Origin of the sequence: Enterococcus sp. AZ179, from assembly GCF_050498885.1 — a bacterium.
Lineage (GTDB): Bacteria > Bacillota > Bacilli > Lactobacillales > Enterococcaceae > Enterococcus_D > Enterococcus_D entomosocium.
The window spans coordinates 2615530-2631659 of record NZ_JBMHEO010000001.1 but is presented as its reverse complement, the minus strand read 5'-3'; the positions used below and the strand labels follow the sequence as shown (position 1 = coordinate 2631659).

The following is a 16130-nucleotide window of genomic DNA, read 5'->3' as shown; positions in this document are numbered from 1 at the left end:
TCTTTATCTTATGCGGAAGTGGCGGAATGGCAGACGCGCACGCTTCAGGCGCGTGTGAGTTTATCTCGTGTGGGTTCAACTCCCATCTTCCGCATTTAGCAGTTCAGCTTTCTGAACTGCTTTTTTTGTTGCAAAAAGCGCATGTTCATCGAATAAACATGCGCTCTTCATTCAGCTATTTTTCTCCTTATTCACTGACATAGGCGGTGCGGAAAAAGAAATGCGCGCCATAGGCTGGGAATTGGATGTCTTTTACATTTGATTTGATCAGATAATTTGAAGCACTCTGGTATAGAGGGACTTGCGCAGCATCTTGTTCCAACAAAATTTCTTCTGCCGCTTTGTAATCTTCAAAATATTGATCGGGGTCATTGGCATGAACAGTGCGAGCATCTTCCGTCAATGCCGTATATTCTTCGTTGACATAGCCGCCGTAGTTAAAGGAAGCGCCATTTTTGTATAAGATAAAGAACATATCCATGTCACTACTTCCAGCGATCCAGCCAGAAACGGAAAGCTCGTAATCACTATTTGCTCTTGATTGATTCAAGCTGGCACGTGGCTGTTTGTTGATGGAGATCGACAAGCCTGGCAAGTTTTCTTGCAGTTGGCTTTGCAAGTACTCCCCGATTTTTTGACCATTGTCATCATCTGTCACTAATAAACGCAACGTCGTACTTTCGCCAATTTCCGCTTGGGCTTTTTCCCACTCTTCCTTGGCCGCCTCTAAATCATACAAGTTGTAATCACCGCTATATGCTCGAAAATCTTCGCCAGTATTTGGATTCGTAGCTAAGCCGGTGGGGACCAGCCCGTTTAAAACTTTCGCTCCATCGTTCAACACATTATCCACGAGACTTTCTTTGTCGATCGCCAACGCGATCGCTTTACGCACATGAACATTTGCCAAGGCATCGTTGGCCGTTTTGTTAAAGTCTAAGAAAAAGTTCGCAACATCATTTTGCGTAACTAGCTCTTCATTGTCTCCATATTGTTGAACGTAGATCCCACTGATTTTTTGCAAATCCAGGTCGCCGCTTTCAAACAATTGGATCCCAGTATTTTCTTCTTTGATGGTGGAGCCTTTGATCTCCTCCAATTGAACGACATCAGCATCATAGTATTGGTCATTTTTCACCAATGTCCACTCATCCCCAGTCTGTTGCCAATCGGTCAAGGTAAAGGGACCAGAATACAGCAAATCTTCACTTGTACGAGCATAGGTATCACCTTTTTCTTCAACAAAGGCTTGGTTTTGCGGTGCCAACCAGCCGATGGAAATCAAGGATAAAAAGGATGGCTGTGGCTGCTCCAACTGCACGATAAAGGTCGCGTCATCTGGGGTCTCCAGACCAATCGTTTCTATATCAGCATTGCCTTCACGAATGTCTTTACTATTAACTACATTATCTAACAAATAGGCGTTAGGTCCCATCGTTGCTGGATCGACTAACTTTTTCCACGCATAAGCAAAGTCAGCTGAAGTGATCGCTTCGCCATTGCTCCACTTCGCATCCTCTCGCAAGGTAAAGGTATAGGTTTTGCCATCTTCACTGATTTCGACTCCTTCTGCCAAGCCCGGAACTGGTTCACTGTTTTCATCGAAACGGTAAAGCCCTTCGAATAAATGTTGAACGATGGTAAATGTTGCTTTATCCGTCGTTTGAGTCGTATCGAGAGTCGTCAGCTCAGCCGGTAGACTCACCGCAATCGCTTGATTCGGCGCTCCGTTAGTTTCAGCCTCTGATCCCTCGGTATTTCCTGTTGTCGTGCAGCCGGAAAGGGTCAACCCAATCACTCCTGCTGCAACCAATAAACGCTTCTTCCAGATCATTTCCATTCTTCCTCCTATGTGATTGCGCAACCAACGCAAGTGTTTTTCATGACGGCAAAAAACGCATTCATCGATAAAAAGAAAAAACCTCATCCCTTTGCTTATCAATTTTGACAAACAAAGGGACGAGATTTTCGTGTTACCACCCTTTTTCGCACCATCCTCACAAATGGCACCTCAACAGTACGCTAAGATACTTGGCACGATAACGGCTGCTTTCCGTCTGATTTGCGTGAACAAATCAGATCACTCAGAGCTCATCTTCACTTTTTTTCTGCTGCCCTTTCTCACCATCCGGGTTCTCTTCTAACAGATTCCAAAGCTACTCTTCTCTTCATCGTCTTTCTTTTTATCTAAAAAACAGGTAAATGACGTTTTTTTGTCTATTTCATGATTGTTATAAAGTATACTATTGGTGTTTTTGGAAGTCAACAAGAATTGCGAATATTCAGTTTTTTATGATTTTTCTGGCAGACCTTTTTTTGCATCTTGCTTGCCTTTCATCACGTTCTTCTCTAGGATAAGAACTAGATAAGCTGTTCTCATTTGTAAAAAGGAGTGTGCCAAAATGAAATTAGCAGAAGCGTTACTTTTAAGACGGGATTTGAACAATCGTCTGTTTCAATTACGTAACGAGATCTCTAGCAGTGTGTTAGTCCAAGAAGGCGATACCTTGGATCGTAGTATCACAGAATTGTTCAAGGAATACGATGAGATCAATCAACAATATTCAGAATTAGTCGTTGCCATCAATCGGAAAAATGCGACTGCCTCTTTAGCAGATAGTGCGTTATTGCTGATGGAAGCACTAGAACAGCGAGAACAGCTGCGCCGCAAGCATGCACTGCTAACGCAAGCACTGGATGAAACCAAAGCAGCTCCCCGAATAGGTCGCAACGAAATTCGACTGGTGCGTACGATCGATACAAAAACGCTAACGGAGCAATTGAATGCGACCGCCAAGCAGCTGCGAGAATTAGATGGAAAGATCCAACAAACCAACTGGCTGGTCGATCTTTAATCAATATGGGTGGGTGTCAAAGGCGAGCACAAAGCAGGTACAGGCTGATATGTACACTATGGAACGTCTGGCAGAGACGTAAACGTAACAACCACTGCTTACGAATCACAATCGTAGCAATCACATTGTATTTTTTAGCGACCACGTGCTGATTTGACTGGATGGGAAAACCCTCTTCTTTTTTGAGAAGAGGGTTGTTTTTATCGTATCCAGTCGTACATGGAGGCGGCTCTTTTACTGCGAAGCCTGCTGCTTGTTACTCACAGCGGAAGGACGCGCCAGAAACGCTTGCCCTTTCTCACTGCTCCAAAACTCCTTCATCAATGCCGTCAATCCCTCTTTGTTTTGATTGGCTCCGAAGAAAGGGCTGCCGGGTTCTAACATGATGCCATTAGCTAAAGCACCGATAGGAAAGGGATCAAAACCGAAAGCGGCAACGATTTCGTCTGTCTGATCGAGGGCGGTTTGGTCATCACCAGCAATGGCGATGGCTTTTTTGGTAGTTCCTTGAGCAGCCGTTCTCGTCAGCAAGGATTCCTCTTGGATGTCGTGGTACCCCATATGATTGAATCCTTTGACTACTTTACTTTGGGAAAAATAGCGTTGCACACGTTCCGAAGAAGTCTGCTCGATGGATGAGTATTCTGTTTCTTTGCCATCGACTTCCCACCAATAATTCATGGCATCGATCACTAGCTTACCAGCCAAAGCTTCTGCCGGCAGCTGTTGGTACTTACTCAACGGAATTGCCAAAATGATCGTTTGGGCTTCCGCCATCACTTCAGCGGCATTTTTTGCGATTGCTCCCGGAGCCAACACAGAAACGGATAAGGCGATTTTTTCTGCTGGCTTCGTACTGGCGATCAAAACCCGATAGCCCGCCTTGGCACCAAGATTTGCGAGCGCTAAGCCTAACTTACCTGCGCCTAAAATTCCGATGGTTTTAGGCATTGCCATCACCTGCTGCCAACAATTCTTTTACCCGTGGAATCACTTTGGTTCCATACAATTCAATCGTTTTGAAACGGTCTTTTTGCAGCTGTCCGCCTGTACCGTAAACCAGATCAAAGCGTTCTACACCGACTTGCGGCATCATACGGGCGATTTTTTGCGCCACGGTTTCTGGACTGCCTACATAGTAAGAACCATGTTCGACTTCAAAGTCAAAGCGCTCTTTGCTCATGGCTGGCCAGCCGCGATCAAGACCGATTTTGTCCATGCTCTTTTTGATGTAGTTCCAGCCGATTTCATAGGCTTCTTCGTCGGTGTCGGCGATCACACCATGGGAGTGCATGCCGATTGGCAGAATCGGTTGTCCCAATTGCTGCGCTGCCTTTTTATACAGATCAACATAGGGCGCAAAACGAGCAGGTTCACCACCGATGATCGCTAACATAACGGGAAACCCATAACGGACGGCACGAATGATCGATTCAGGGGTTCCACCGACACCCACATAGGTATCTAATTGATGCCCCTCGATTTTTGGAAAAACGTCGGCATTTTTTAAGGATTGCGTGAACTTGCCTTCCCAAGTTAATGGTTTGCCTTTTCTCAATTCACTGAACATTGCTGTTTTTTCTTCAAATAGTTCTTCATAATCTTGCAAGTCATAGCCGAATAGAGGGAATGATTCAGTAAAAGAGCCTCGTCCCAGCATGATTTGTGCGCGACCGTTCGACAACGCATCAACAGTCGCGAACCGTTCGTAGACCCGCACGGGATCATCCGAACTCAAGACAGTTACACCGGTACCTAATTTGATGGTTTTGGTAACCATTGCTAAAGCCGCTAGTACCGTATCAGGACTTGAGATCGAATATTCTTCCCGATGGTGCTCCCCTAAGGCAATGACATCGATGCCGACTTCATCGGCTAATTTTCCTTCCGCTACGATATTGCGCAACGATTCGCTGTAACTGATCCGTTCTTTCGTTGTATCATCAAAGGCTAGATCGCCAAAAGTATCTAACCCAAATTCAAGATTTCTGTGATTGATGGTCATTTTCTTTTCCTCATTTCTCATTACTGATTCTCTGTTCTCACTATAACAAGGAACAAAAAAAGTTGCGAACAATATGCTTACTTTTTGTAAGTTAACGATTTTAAAGCGAAAAAAACACTTTCCCGAACAAAAATTCAGGAAAGTGTTTGGTCTTTAAAGATAGATCCCCTTACTATGGAGATTCACTAAGCATTCTTCCAAGTATGCTTCATCATGTTCTGGATAGATCGGCGTAGTCAAAGGGACTGCTTGAACGAATGGTTCCAGCGGCAGATTTTTGCCACGATACGCTGGATCGTACCATTCAGGTGCTGGCCGATAGCCTCGACGGGTCATTTCATCCAGCACTAACTGATGGTATTGAACCAATTTATAGGGTGGATGAGTAAAAACGTAATCGACCGTTGCGTGCTTCTTGCCCCAGCCTAACCCTCGTAAGGCTGCTGCTTCACGATGCTGGCCTAACAGCTGCTGCCGGGGCAAAGCAGGTATCAGTGCTTCATGCCATAAGCGCATCGGTTCAGCCTCCTTTATTCTGCGTCTTGGCTGATGAAATTGTCTTGATTTTCAATAACGATCTTACCTACTGCATGGTGTGTCTCACTCAATGCGTGGGCATCGTAAATTCCTTGTGCTGTCAATGGGAAGGTTGCACCGATGATACTGGTGACTTTTTCTGCTTCGATCAGCTCTGTCAATTCTGCCAATTGTTTGCCGTTGGTTCGTAACCAAACTGCTTTGGCGAAGATGTCTTTTTCTTTTGCCAAGTCTTCGTCTTCAATACTCAAAATCGAGATCAGACGGCCCTTAGGTTTTAAGACAGTGAAACTTTTCTTCTGGGTGTCGCCCCCCATCGTATCAAAGACCAAATCGATGTCTTGCAAGACTTCTTCAAAATCTGTCGTGTGGTAATCGATGATCTCATCGGCACCAAGTTTTTGCAATAACTCATGGTTACGTGGACTAGCCGTCGTGATGACGTAAGCGCCAACTGCTTTGGCCAGTTGGATCGCATAGGTACCAACTCCGCCTGCTCCGGCATGGATCAAGACTTTTTCCCCTTCTTTTAAACGACCGTGTTCAAACAACGCTTGGTAAGCAGTCAAACCAGCTAATGGCACTGCAGCTGCTTCTGCGTAGTTTTGGTTTTCTGGTTTAATCGCTGCTAACTCAGCATCCACGATGGCATAATCAGCATACGTCCCAAAACGAGTCGTTTCAGGGCGGGCATAGATTGCATCACCAACTTTGAATTCTGTCACGTCAGCGCCTATTTCTACGATATCCCCTGCGACATCCCATCCTAAAATAATTGGGAAGTCCCATGGAAACATTTGTTTCAAATAGCCTTCTCTTAATTTCCAATCGATTGGGTTGATGGATGTTGCGGCAACTTTGACTAATAATTGATTTGCTTTTAATTCTGGTAATTGGACCGTTGCTTCTTTTAATTGGTCTTTTCCACCATAGGCTTCAATAACGACAGCACGTGTTTCCATTGATGCTTCACTCCTTACATTCATTCTTCATCAAAGAGAGGTTCCTGTTTTTCCATCCCTTGATTTCTCACTTCCCTAGCTTAGGCAAAAGGAAGAAATTTGACAAATGATATGTTTGGAAACTGCCGCAGCCACCTGGCCATTCCTCCTGCTAAGCCTTGAAAGAAACGGGTTTATTTTTTCTTCATTTTTTTATTGCCTTTTCTTTAAAAATCAATTACGCTAATCAAGAAATACGAAATTGTAAAGAAAGAAGGAATTGATGAATTGAAAAGGTTGTGGGTATTTTTTGGCGGTGTGATCGGCATCACCGCATTGCTGTTTTTCGGTGCTTCGGTGTTAACGAAAGAATCGGGGGCAGCAACGTCGTCCGACAAAAATACAGTGATTATTTACAATTGGGGCGAATATATTGACCCCGAATTGATCAAAACATTCGAAACTGAGACTGGTTACTCAGTGATTTATAATACATTTGACTCCAACGAAGCGATGGAAACGAAAATCAAACAAGGCGGCTCGCGCTATGATTTGGTTTTCCCTAGCGAATCGATCATTCCGAAAATGATCGAAGAAGGATTGTTAGTGCCTTTAGACCATCAGAAATTGACGGGAACGGAAGATCTGTCGCCTTTTTTGATGGACCAAACCTTTGATCCGGACAATACCTACTCGATCCCCTATTTTTGGGGCACGATCGGGATCATGGCAAATACTGAAGAAGTCGATGTTTCTTCGATCCATGGCTGGGGGGATTTATGGAACCCTGCATTTAAAAATGATGTATTGATGGTGGATGGTGCTCGCGAAACCTTAGGAATCGCGTTACAGACGCTCGGTCTTTCCCAAAATGAAAAAGACCCGACCAAAGTCGCCAAAGCCTTGAAGAAGCTGGAAAGTATCCGCCCCAATGTCAAAGCAGTTTTGACCGACGAGATCAAAACCTTGATGATCAACAACGATGCCCCTTTAGGAATCGGGTATTCGGGCGATGCCGCTTATGTGATGGAGGAAAATCCTGCCGTCACCTATATCGTTCCCAATGACGGCGGTGCGATTTGGACGGACAATTTTGCGATTCCGAAAACCGTTGGTAATCTTGAAGGAGCCTACGCCTTCATCAATTTTATGCTCCGCCCAGAAAATGCCGCACAAAATGCCGAATACGTAGGCTACGCCACGCCGAGTGAAACGGCCAAAGCCATGCTGCCGGCTGAACTGACTGCTGACAAAGCTTTCTACCCTGAGCCAAGTGCGATGGAACAAATGGAACATTATGAATACTTAGGAAAAGAAGCGGTTGAGCTTTACAACGACCTTTTCCTTGAATGGAAGTTGGGATTATAATTGTCACTATTACTAAAATCTGAACACATCTTTGATACCAAAACGAAAACGACTTTTGCGGGCTTTCTCCTGATAGAAGACCAGAAAATCACGGCTGTGGGTCCTCTTTCAGCGCTGCCAACACTTGCTGAAGACACCCAGGTCATTGATCTCAAAGAACAAATGATCATCCCGGGCTTTATTGATGCTCATGTTCATTTTTATCTTTCCGCATTACTCCATCAAGGGGCACTGACCCATCTTACGGGAGTGACAGAAGAAGCCGTTGCCCAGCAAGTGCCCGCGCTGCCCATCACACATGGATGGAAAATCGGCATCGGCTGGTTCAGCAGTGATTTCGGTCAGCAAGTCTACCCAACGAAAGATTCGATCGACAACTATTGTGCCGACACGCCTGTCATGCTGATTTCCGGTGATGCCCACAGCATTTGGTTGAATAGCCAAGGGATCGCTGCTTTAGGGATCACACCTGAGAACTTGCCAACGGGGATCAGCGGGGAGGCATTGCTTGACGAAAACAGCGGACAATTAAGCGGCTGCTTTTTAGAAGCGATCGCCATTCATTATTTAGCAAAGGTCTTACAGTCGTTCCAAGCGCAAAGCCCTGCTGCTTTTCTGACCTATATGAAGCAGCTCAATCAATACGGCATCACGACGATCGGCGATGTTGCCTTGACAGGAGAAAGCTGGGACGATCTAGTCTATCCCACTCTTTATCGACAAACGGAAGCAGAAGCGACCCTGCGCGCTGTCTTTTATCCAGCCATGCGAGAAGACATCACGCAACTAAAAGAAACTTACCGTACGTATCGCTCCGAAAAAGTACAGATGGGCGGCGTCAAACAATTTTTTGACGGCGTGACGAGTACGCACACGGCTTTTTTAAAAGCGGAATATGAAACACCGTATTTTGCCGGTGATGTCGGGATGCCGTTGATCGATGTCCAACGGATGCGCCGCTTTATTTTACAAGCCAACCAGCAAGACTGGCCGATGCGCATCCATACCATCGGTGATGAAGCGATTCGACAAGCACTCCTCTTTTATCAAGAAAGTGCTGCTGCTCACCCGCTTTCTAAAGGAAAAGCCAATACCTTGGAACACTTGGAAGTGATGGATGCCGCTGATCTGCCACTAGTTCGCCAAGAACAACTGGTACTCTCCGTACAGCCTAGCCATTTATTAGTCGGTTATGAGACCCTCGATGAAGAAGTAGGACCTCAACGTGCCAGTCAAATGTTTCCTTTTCAATCCTTTCTAGAACAAGGTGCCACCTTGGCTTTTGGGACTGATACGCCGGTCGTGATCGACGTGACCCCTTTAGACTCGCTGTATTATGCGGTTGCTCGGCAAGAAAAAAATGGCCAGCCAGCAGGCGGATTGATGCCACAGGAAAAAATCACCATCGCCGATGCCCTCTATGCCCACACCGCAGGCGCCGCCAAAGCCTTGAGTCGGCAAGATATCGGTCGATTAGAAGTTGGCTGTTTAGCCGATCTTTGTATTTTGTCACAAAACATCTTGCCTTTAACTGCCGAAGAATTGCTTCAAACGACCGTTGAAGCCACCGTATTTGATGGACGATTTGTTTATCGGGGCAACTAACATGAACCCCTGATATGGACCACGCGTGTTTTACGCGTGGTTTTTGTTTTGTACGCGCTGAAATTGATACGCAAAAAAACTCCAGCACTTGTACACCGCAAGTACTGGAGTATTTAATCATAAGCCGTTTCGTTCAATCACTTTTTGATACCAATAGAAACTGTCTTTTTTCTTTCTATCTAAAGTCCCTGTCCCGTCGTCATATTTATCCACAAAAATGATGCCATACCTTTTTTTCATTTCTCCTGTAGAAGCACTGACAATATCAACGGCACTCCAAATCGTGTAACCAATCAACTCGACACCATCATCGATGGCTTTCTCCATTTCAGCAATATGCTTTTCTAAATAATCGATGCGATAATCATCATGAATCTGTCCATCTTCAGCAACAGTTTCTGAAACCCCGATCCCATTTTCCACGATCATCAATGGCAGTTGGTAGCGATCATAAATATCATTCAACGCAATTCTCAATCCTACTGGATCAATCATCGCATTCCATTCCGTCTGCTCTAGATAAGGATTATTTACGCCTGAACCGCCAATCATACTGTGTCCATTTTTGGTAACTTTCTCATCTGCAGAGACACAAAGTGTTAGATAGTAACTAAACGTGTAGTAATCCACTGTTCCCTTAGCTAGGATCGCTTGATCTTCTGGTGCAAACTCGATTGCAAAGCCATGATCAGCAAAATATTTCTTTGCATAATAAGGATATTTCCCTGTGACCTGCACATCGCCACAAAATTTCGAGTGCATATTTTCTTCTTGTTTGGCTAGTAATACATCATTTGGATGGCTAGTATAAGGATAGCGTGGCATATAAGAAATCATACAGCCGATTTTCAGGTCTGGATAATGCTCATGTCCGTAAGCGACAACCTTTGCACTGGCAACAAATTGATGATGCAGGGCTTGGTAGCGTTGCTGTAGATTATCCGGCTGATTGATAAATTCAGATTCACCAACTTGCAGTCCCAGTGATAAAAAGTTTCCGATACTTAAGGTGGCCGTGTTGATTTCATTAAAAGTGATCCAATAGTTTACTTTTTCGTGATAGCGTTCAAACAACACCGCCGCATATCTCGCATAAAAGTCGATCACGTCACGACTCGCCCAACCATTGTATTCTTGGCTCAAATATGCGGGAACATCAAAATGAGCAATGGTTACAATTGGTTCAATCCCGTACTTCCGACACTCGTCAAACACACGATCATAAAAGGCCAGGCCTTCTTCATTCGGTTCAGTGTCGTTGCCCTTGGGAAAAATCCGGGTCCAGTTGATAGACATGCGGAAAGCTTTAAATCCAGCTTCTGCAAACAATGCAATATCTTCTTGATAATGATGATAAAAATCAGTTGCTTCGTGGCTTGGATACAACAACTCTTCTTCAATTTTTGCTGTGATTTTCCGAGAAGTCGTATGGCTGCCACCGCTGATCAAGTCAGCACAAGCGAGCCCTTTTCCGCCCTCATTATAGCCGCCTTCATATTGGTTTGCCGCCGAAGCGCCGCCCCATAAAAATTGTTTTGGGAAACTCATTGCTATCATCCTTTCTTCTTTCTAATGGTTAAAAAATGGCTAATAACTGATCGCCAGCTTTAATTTCTTGATGTTGGGCAAGTGCCACAACATCTAAGAAGTCTGCCGTATTGGTAACAGTGATCATAACGGTATCTTCATACCCTGCCTGAGCGATTTTTTCTGAATCAAAGTGCAATAACGTTTCTCCCATAGTGATTTGATCACCTTCATTGACTAGTCGTTCAAAGGCACTTCCTTGCATATTCACCGTATCAATACCGATGTGGATCAGAAGTTCAATCCCCTCGGTACTGGTAAGTCCAATCGCATGATTTCCTGGAAAAACGGCAGAAACCTGTCCCGTAAATGGGGCAATCACCTGTTGATCTTGTGGCTTAACAGCAATTCCTTTACCTAATGCCAATGAAGCAAACGCCTGATCATTGGTTTCTGTCAATGGAACGGCAGTTCCTTTTAAAGGTGATAATACAATTTTTTCAATCGCTGATTGTTCTTTCTTCGTTTCAGAAGAAACATCAGTTGCTTTGGGTGTCACATCTTGCGCTCCAGATTTGACTGCTTGCGGCTGATTATTATTAGGAAAATCTGCATCTTTGACCATGACCCAGGTGTAAGCAAAGGCAATCGCAAAAGTAATCAACGAGCCGATCAGCGCATGAAACACACTGCTGTATGAAGGAAGCGCCACAAATGAAGCAATGACTACTGGCGTATTGATTTTCATCAAACCAAAATAAAGTCCCCCAGCAGCACCCCCCAGGATCATTCCGACAATCGGTTTTTTCAGACGTAAGGTTACTCCGTACAAAGCAGGTTCAGACACACCCATCAAGGCAGTAATTGCTGATGAAAAACTCACTTGTTTAAATTCCGTATCCTTAGCTTTGATTCCAGCCGCTAAACAAATCGCTGCTTCGGCAGCCAATCCAAGCAGCATACCAGGGACGATCAAATCATCATACCCGTACGTCGCCAAAGAAGTTAATAAAATAGGGGTCAACGTCGTGTGCATGCCCGTCATTACTAGCAATTGAGCAAAGGCACCCATAAACAAGACCGCTAACGGACCAAAATTGTTTGTTAAGTAGTTCAAAAACTGTGACACATAGTTGCCGATCGTCACACCTAATGGTCCGATTAGCAATAGAGCCAGCGGTGTGATCACGATGATGGCGATCAACGGACGGAGAATAAATTTGACACTGTTCGGTAAAATCCGATCGGCGAACCGATAGACATAAGACATAACCCAGACACTTAATAAGACTGGCAAAACGGAGGCATTGTAGCTCACATTCGGTACGAGCAACCCAAACAATGTGATTCCTCCTTCTTGGCTAAGAAGGGCCGTCAATCCTGGCATCACAAAAATCGCTCCGACGTAGCTTCCTAAGAAAGGATCAATTTTCAATCGTTTGGCCACAGAATTTCCTAAATAAACGGGAATGAAAAAGAAGGCTGCTTGCGATACTTGATACAATACGAGATACGTATCGTCAGTTGCAGCTAAAATTCCTGATAACTCCAATAGTGAAAGGACCACTTGCAGCATTCCTCCAGCTGCTATGATTGCAATCATCGGTGTAAAACAGCCTGCGATAAAGTCAAGGAGTCGTGAGATGATCGATTGATCGCTACTGCTTTGATCAGCCGTCGTTTCTGTCGTCGGTAGTTGAGCGTATACACTCGATACATCTGGCCCAATAATCACTTGGTATTGACCATTTCCCTGAACGAGTCCAGTCACTCCTTTTAACTGTTTAATTGCTTCACTGTCAGCTTTTTTGTCGTCGGCCAGCGTGAAACGCAGTCTTGTTGCACAGTGGGTCACGTGCTGGATATTTTTACCACCGCCGACATTTTCATAAATTTCATTGGCTAGTTGTTTATAGTCCATTGTTTTTCTCCCTTTCTCCTTGTTCCGTCAATTTCTGGATATGGAGTGATAGATAAATTTCTTCATTTTCTGAGATGTTGATATCATACGTATTTTTGATATAAACCTTGATTTTTTCCACACAGTGAAACGCTTGCGGATACATCTTCTCAATTTGTGCATAGAGCGTCGACGCTTCATAGCTGGGAAGTGTATGATTGATCACATTTTGTGCAAAATAGTGCAGATGCGTGACAAAGCGAGAATAATGGAAACTATTCTCATCAAAATTTTGTTTGTACTCATACTTTACGATCGTCAGTACGTCTTCTATAAATTTCGCGATTTGATTGGTAACCGCCATATCCTTCTTTTGTGATTGGACATTTACAAAATGCAATGCGATGGAGATCGCTTCTTCTGTTGGTACATCGATCGTTAGTTCTTGCTCCATAAGTTGGACAGCATACACCCCAATGGCATATTCATCGGGATAAAATCGCCGAATATCCCATTGCAAAGGACTATGAAAAGTCATTTGCTGCTTGATACGATGAACAGTGAAATCAATATGATCCAGCAAAGTCAAATAAATATAGTCGCTGACTGCTAAGCGATAATTCTGTTTGGCATAAGCCACGATTTTAGCAACGATCGCTACGTATTTTGGATCGCACTTTCCTAATTGATAGCTAAAATGTTCCAACATTGCGTGAGTATCCAATACAAAAATCTTTTCAAAATCTTGTTCTTCTACATCATCTCCTACCTTCTTATTGAAGCTGATGCCTGTAGAAAATCCGATAATTTCATTGCTGCCTTTCTTTAGTAAGACAACATTATTATTTAAAAACTTCTTTATTTTCATGATTTCCTCCACCTTAAAAACACTAAAAAACCTCATACTCCACCCTTGGTGGAATATGAGGTTTGCCTTCTTACAGTAACACGCCTCTTGGTCACAGCACTTCTGTAACCGTTATCTAATTACATCGGTATCATACCACTTCAAAAAAAACTTGTCAATCGCTTCCTTAAATTTTTTCACACGATCGTTAAGCCCCCGTTGAGCTTCTCACAAAAGCTATTTTTGTCAGACTGGTGTTTTAAGAACAACTTTTGCTTTTTTTAATCCCCAAACCAGCAACTTGCCGGCACAATAAACAACAATCTTCGTGCTTATGCAGCGCTTGAATCATCGTTTCTTTCTACAAACCATTTTTTGAGGGGAAAATGTCTCAATAACACGCAAAAACGAAAATAGATTCTCTTCTCTACTTTTGACACCTATCTTAGCTATTCCTCGATTGGTCTATTTGTTTAAATTTCAAAACAAAATCGCTTTCATTCTTTGTTCTTCTATGCTGGAAAGCAAGTAGCAGAAACTTTATACATCTAGGTTCCTTCGTCTTTCCTTTCAAATGCGCATTGGTCTATTCCACACCTCCTCCCTTTATCCCTCAATCTTTTCTTAAGCGTTTGAACAATTTCTTAATAAAATAACTAACAAAAAATAAATTTTTACTATATCTCTTGAATGTAAGCGGTAAATTTGTTATTATTACGAAGGATAAGGAGGTGTTTATCGATTGTATGCGATTAAAATCTTTCATGGTTATCTAACCGCCGAAGGAAAAAGAACACGGGACAAAACAATTGCATTGACCTATACTTGCAGAGAAGATGCTGAACGTTTCGCAAATAAAATCGGCGGGAGAGTTAAAAAAATTGGCTAACCAACTAGAATAAAAAAGGCTGTCAACCTCAGTAGGTGACTGCCTTTTTTTGTTATCTGATTTCTTTCAACTCTTTTCGCGGTACTAACTTTTTACATAACCGTCCCTATCCTTTCCTTGTCGAATCACGCTGTGAAGCAAGTTAGTTGGTTTTGACGCCTTGAGTCTTTATACTGAAACAAAGGAACCAGCCAATCCAAAAAAAGGAGTGACCTGTCCATGTGCGGCCGATACTTATTTGATCCATCAACTGGCGAATTGTCAGAATATTATCAAGAAGCCGCGGCGAAAGCCCGCAAGCGCCAACAGACTGTCGCTATCAATGATGTTTTCCCCTCCAATCACGTCGTAACCATCGGTGCAAATCAACAACAACAAGTTGTAGCCGGTGTGACAAGATGGGGCTTTACCGGCTTTAAAAAAGGGCATTTGATGATCAATGCGCGTTCTGAGACTGTTGAAGAAAAACCGACTTTTCGCCAGCCTTTTCAAGAGCATCGCTGTGTCTTTCCGATGTCTGGTTTCTATGAATGGAATCATGAAAAGGAAAAGTTCCTCTTTTCGCAAGATCACGTGATTTATGCTGCTGGTTTTTATCGCATCCTTCAAAAAGAGGATCAGATCGAAACCGAATCAATCATTCTAACGACTGCCGCGAACGATTCTGTTGAACCAGTTCATGATCGAATGCCTCTGTTCTTAGAAAAAGAAGCGATTGCTTCTTGGATCAATGACTTGGCTTTTGCTCGCCAACAACTCAAAGCAGAAATGCCCAAGCTGAAAACCCAATTGCTCTCTTCTTAACTGCTTGCTACTTCTTTTTCAGCAGAACAAAAACCGCCAAGTCAGCTTTGATTTGGCGGTTTTTTTCTACTTCTGCTTTTTCTTAATAAACGGTGAAGGTCTTGCCAGTCATGATTCCAAAGACTGCTTTTTGATACGCTGCAAAAACGGGTGCGTCACCAACGGGAATAAAGCCTTTGAAAGAATCGGCGAAGGTTTCCCAAGAGCCCACAAGCGCATTGGGACTGACTGCATTGATTCGTATCCCCTGACCGATCTCAAAAGCTGCCGATGCCACGAAGGCTTCTAAACCGCCGTTGACCAGTGCTGAAGGCGTGCCCATTGGGATAAATTCGTCTTTGATAATTCCAGAAGTCAGCGTGATACTGCCACCTTCATTGAGAAAATGCTGGCCAATCAACGCAAGGTTGACTTGTCCTTGCAGCTTCGAAGCCACCGACTGTTGAATATCTGCTGGCGTCAATTCCTCAAAGGGTTTAAACACTGTGCTTCCCGCAGCGGAAACAATGGCATCCACTTTCCCAGTGGCTGTAAATAGCTGGCTGACACTGTCTGCATCCGCAATTTCGACTTGATGATCGCCGCTGCTACGGCTAGCCGTGATCAGCTCCACCTCTGGTAGCTGCTGAAAGCCTTCAACTAAAAGCTGCCCAAGTGTGCCGGTATGTCCAATCAAAAGTAATTTCATTTGCTCGCCTCTTTTTTTGTTTTGTGTTTCGATTCTAACCCAACCAAGCGATTTCGACCATTCATCTGCTTTTCCTGCTTTTTAGGTCTATTCTTGCCCTTGTCCATTTGTTCCCCTACTAACTGCGTAGTGATTGGAATCACCTATCACGAAAGCAATTGACA

Annotated in this window: 14 protein-coding genes and 1 tRNA gene; 6 read left to right on the top strand and 9 right to left on the bottom strand. The window is 43.9% G+C overall.

Annotated elements, in window-relative coordinates; genetic code table 11:
* Window positions 1-12 precede the first annotated feature (12 nt).
* Window positions 13-94: transfer RNA gene (locus IGI88_RS12390), tRNA-Leu, on the top strand.
* 93 nt (window positions 95-187) lie between these two features.
* Here IGI88_RS12390 and IGI88_RS12385 read toward each other — a convergent pair.
* Window positions 188-1840 (bottom strand): peptide ABC transporter substrate-binding protein, encoded by a 1653-nt coding sequence (locus IGI88_RS12385; RefSeq protein ID WP_086373195.1) that lies wholly within the window; start codon window positions 1838-1840, stop codon window positions 188-190.
* A gap of 562 nt (window positions 1841-2402) precedes the next feature.
* Between IGI88_RS12385 and IGI88_RS12380 the strand changes: the two genes are divergently transcribed.
* Entirely contained in the window at window positions 2403-2855 is a 453-nt protein-coding gene (locus IGI88_RS12380) for a DIP1984 family protein (protein WP_005234539.1), read from the top strand.
* 234 nt (window positions 2856-3089) lie between these two features.
* Here IGI88_RS12380 and IGI88_RS12375 read toward each other — a convergent pair whose 3' ends face one another.
* The 4 genes from IGI88_RS12375 to IGI88_RS12360 all read right to left on the bottom strand — a co-directional run bounded on the left by IGI88_RS12375 (window position 3090) and on the right by IGI88_RS12360 (window position 6359).
* The gene (locus tag IGI88_RS12375) at window positions 3090-3806 is read right to left on the bottom strand and encodes an NADPH-dependent F420 reductase (protein WP_429960585.1); all 717 of its coding nucleotides are present in this window, start codon (window positions 3804-3806) and stop codon (window positions 3090-3092) included.
* The gene (locus IGI88_RS12370) at window positions 3799-4860 is read right to left on the bottom strand and encodes an LLM class flavin-dependent oxidoreductase (protein ID WP_015509212.1); all 1062 of its coding nucleotides are present in this window, start codon (window positions 4858-4860) and stop codon (window positions 3799-3801) included. The genes IGI88_RS12375 and IGI88_RS12370 overlap by 8 nt, the downstream gene beginning before the upstream one ends.
* Window positions 4861-5013: 153 nt before the next feature.
* Window positions 5014-5376, bottom strand: a complete 363-nt coding sequence (locus IGI88_RS12365) for a TIGR02328 family protein (protein WP_420658029.1) — start codon at window positions 5374-5376, stop codon at window positions 5014-5016.
* Between the two features lie 14 nt (window positions 5377-5390).
* Entirely contained in the window at window positions 5391-6359 is a 969-nt protein-coding gene (locus IGI88_RS12360) for an NADP-dependent oxidoreductase (RefSeq protein ID WP_429960584.1), read from the bottom strand.
* A 267-nt stretch (window positions 6360-6626) separates the two neighbouring features.
* Between IGI88_RS12360 and IGI88_RS12355 the strand changes: the two genes are divergently transcribed.
* Complete coding sequence (locus tag IGI88_RS12355; protein ID WP_429960583.1) at window positions 6627-7706, top strand: ABC transporter substrate-binding protein; 1080 nt, start codon at window positions 6627-6629, stop codon at window positions 7704-7706.
* Window positions 7707-9311 (top strand): amidohydrolase, encoded by a 1605-nt coding sequence (locus tag IGI88_RS12350; protein ID WP_429960582.1) that lies wholly within the window; start codon window positions 7707-7709, stop codon window positions 9309-9311.
* Window positions 9312-9428: 117 nt separating this feature from the next.
* Here the strand turns inward: IGI88_RS12350 and IGI88_RS12345 are convergent, their stop codons facing one another.
* From IGI88_RS12345 to IGI88_RS12335, 3 genes are read right to left on the bottom strand one after another with little or no spacing between them, the layout of a single operon-like run.
* The gene (locus IGI88_RS12345) at window positions 9429-10859 is read right to left on the bottom strand and encodes a glycoside hydrolase family 1 protein (protein ID WP_429960581.1); all 1431 of its coding nucleotides are present in this window, start codon (window positions 10857-10859) and stop codon (window positions 9429-9431) included.
* A 28-nt stretch (window positions 10860-10887) separates the two neighbouring features.
* A complete protein-coding gene (locus IGI88_RS12340) occupies window positions 10888-12759 on the bottom strand; it encodes a beta-glucoside-specific PTS transporter subunit IIABC (RefSeq protein ID WP_429960580.1) in 1872 nt (623 codons plus the stop codon).
* Entirely contained in the window at window positions 12749-13606 is an 858-nt protein-coding gene (locus tag IGI88_RS12335) for a PRD domain-containing protein (protein WP_034872360.1), read from the bottom strand. Before IGI88_RS12335 ends, IGI88_RS12340 begins: the two co-directional genes overlap by 11 nt.
* A 721-nt stretch (window positions 13607-14327) precedes the next feature.
* Between IGI88_RS12335 and IGI88_RS12330 the strand changes: the two genes are divergently transcribed.
* Both IGI88_RS12330 and IGI88_RS12325 read left to right on the top strand, forming a co-directional pair.
* Window positions 14328-14474 (top strand): hypothetical protein, encoded by a 147-nt coding sequence (locus IGI88_RS12330; RefSeq protein ID WP_005234527.1) that lies wholly within the window; start codon window positions 14328-14330, stop codon window positions 14472-14474.
* A gap of 219 nt (window positions 14475-14693) precedes the next feature.
* On the top strand, window positions 14694-15278 hold the full coding sequence (locus IGI88_RS12325) for an SOS response-associated peptidase (RefSeq protein WP_005234526.1): 585 nt from the start codon (window positions 14694-14696) through the stop codon (window positions 15276-15278).
* An 82-nt stretch (window positions 15279-15360) separates the two neighbouring features.
* Here IGI88_RS12325 and IGI88_RS12320 read toward each other — a convergent pair whose 3' ends face one another.
* The gene (locus tag IGI88_RS12320; protein WP_086294786.1) at window positions 15361-15966 is read right to left on the bottom strand and encodes a short chain dehydrogenase; all 606 of its coding nucleotides are present in this window, start codon (window positions 15964-15966) and stop codon (window positions 15361-15363) included.
* Between the last annotated feature and the right edge of the window lie 164 nt (window positions 15967-16130).

Excerpts from the sequence above, each read along its gene's own strand:
- IGI88_RS12320 (WP_086294786.1), bottom strand. The coding sequence starts at position 15,966 with ATGAAATTACTTTTGATTGGACATACCGGCACACTTGGGCAGCTTTTA.
- IGI88_RS12340 (WP_429960580.1), bottom strand. The coding sequence starts at position 12,759 with ATGGACTATAAACAACTAGCCAATGAAATTTATGAAAATGTCGGCGGT.
- IGI88_RS12370 (WP_015509212.1), bottom strand. The coding sequence starts at position 4,860 with ATGACCATCAATCACAGAAATCTTGAATTTGGGTTAGATACTTTTGGC.
- IGI88_RS12380 (WP_005234539.1), top strand. The coding sequence starts at position 2,403 with ATGAAATTAGCAGAAGCGTTACTTTTAAGACGGGATTTGAACAATCGT.
- IGI88_RS12375 (WP_429960585.1), bottom strand. The coding sequence starts at position 3,806 with ATGCCTAAAACCATCGGAATTTTAGGCGCAGGTAAGTTAGGCTTAGCG.
- IGI88_RS12360 (WP_429960584.1), bottom strand. The coding sequence starts at position 6,359 with ATGGAAACACGTGCTGTCGTTATTGAAGCCTATGGTGGAAAAGACCAA.
- IGI88_RS12345 (WP_429960581.1), bottom strand. The coding sequence starts at position 10,859 with ATGAGTTTCCCAAAACAATTTTTATGGGGCGGCGCTTCGGCGGCAAAC.
- IGI88_RS12365 (WP_420658029.1), bottom strand. The coding sequence starts at position 5,376 with ATGCGCTTATGGCATGAAGCACTGATACCTGCTTTGCCCCGGCAGCAG.
- IGI88_RS12385 (WP_086373195.1), bottom strand. The coding sequence starts at position 1,840 with ATGGAAATGATCTGGAAGAAGCGTTTATTGGTTGCAGCAGGAGTGATT.
- IGI88_RS12335 (WP_034872360.1), bottom strand. The coding sequence starts at position 13,606 with ATGAAAATAAAGAAGTTTTTAAATAATAATGTTGTCTTACTAAAGAAA.
- IGI88_RS12325 (WP_005234526.1), top strand. The coding sequence starts at position 14,694 with ATGTGCGGCCGATACTTATTTGATCCATCAACTGGCGAATTGTCAGAA.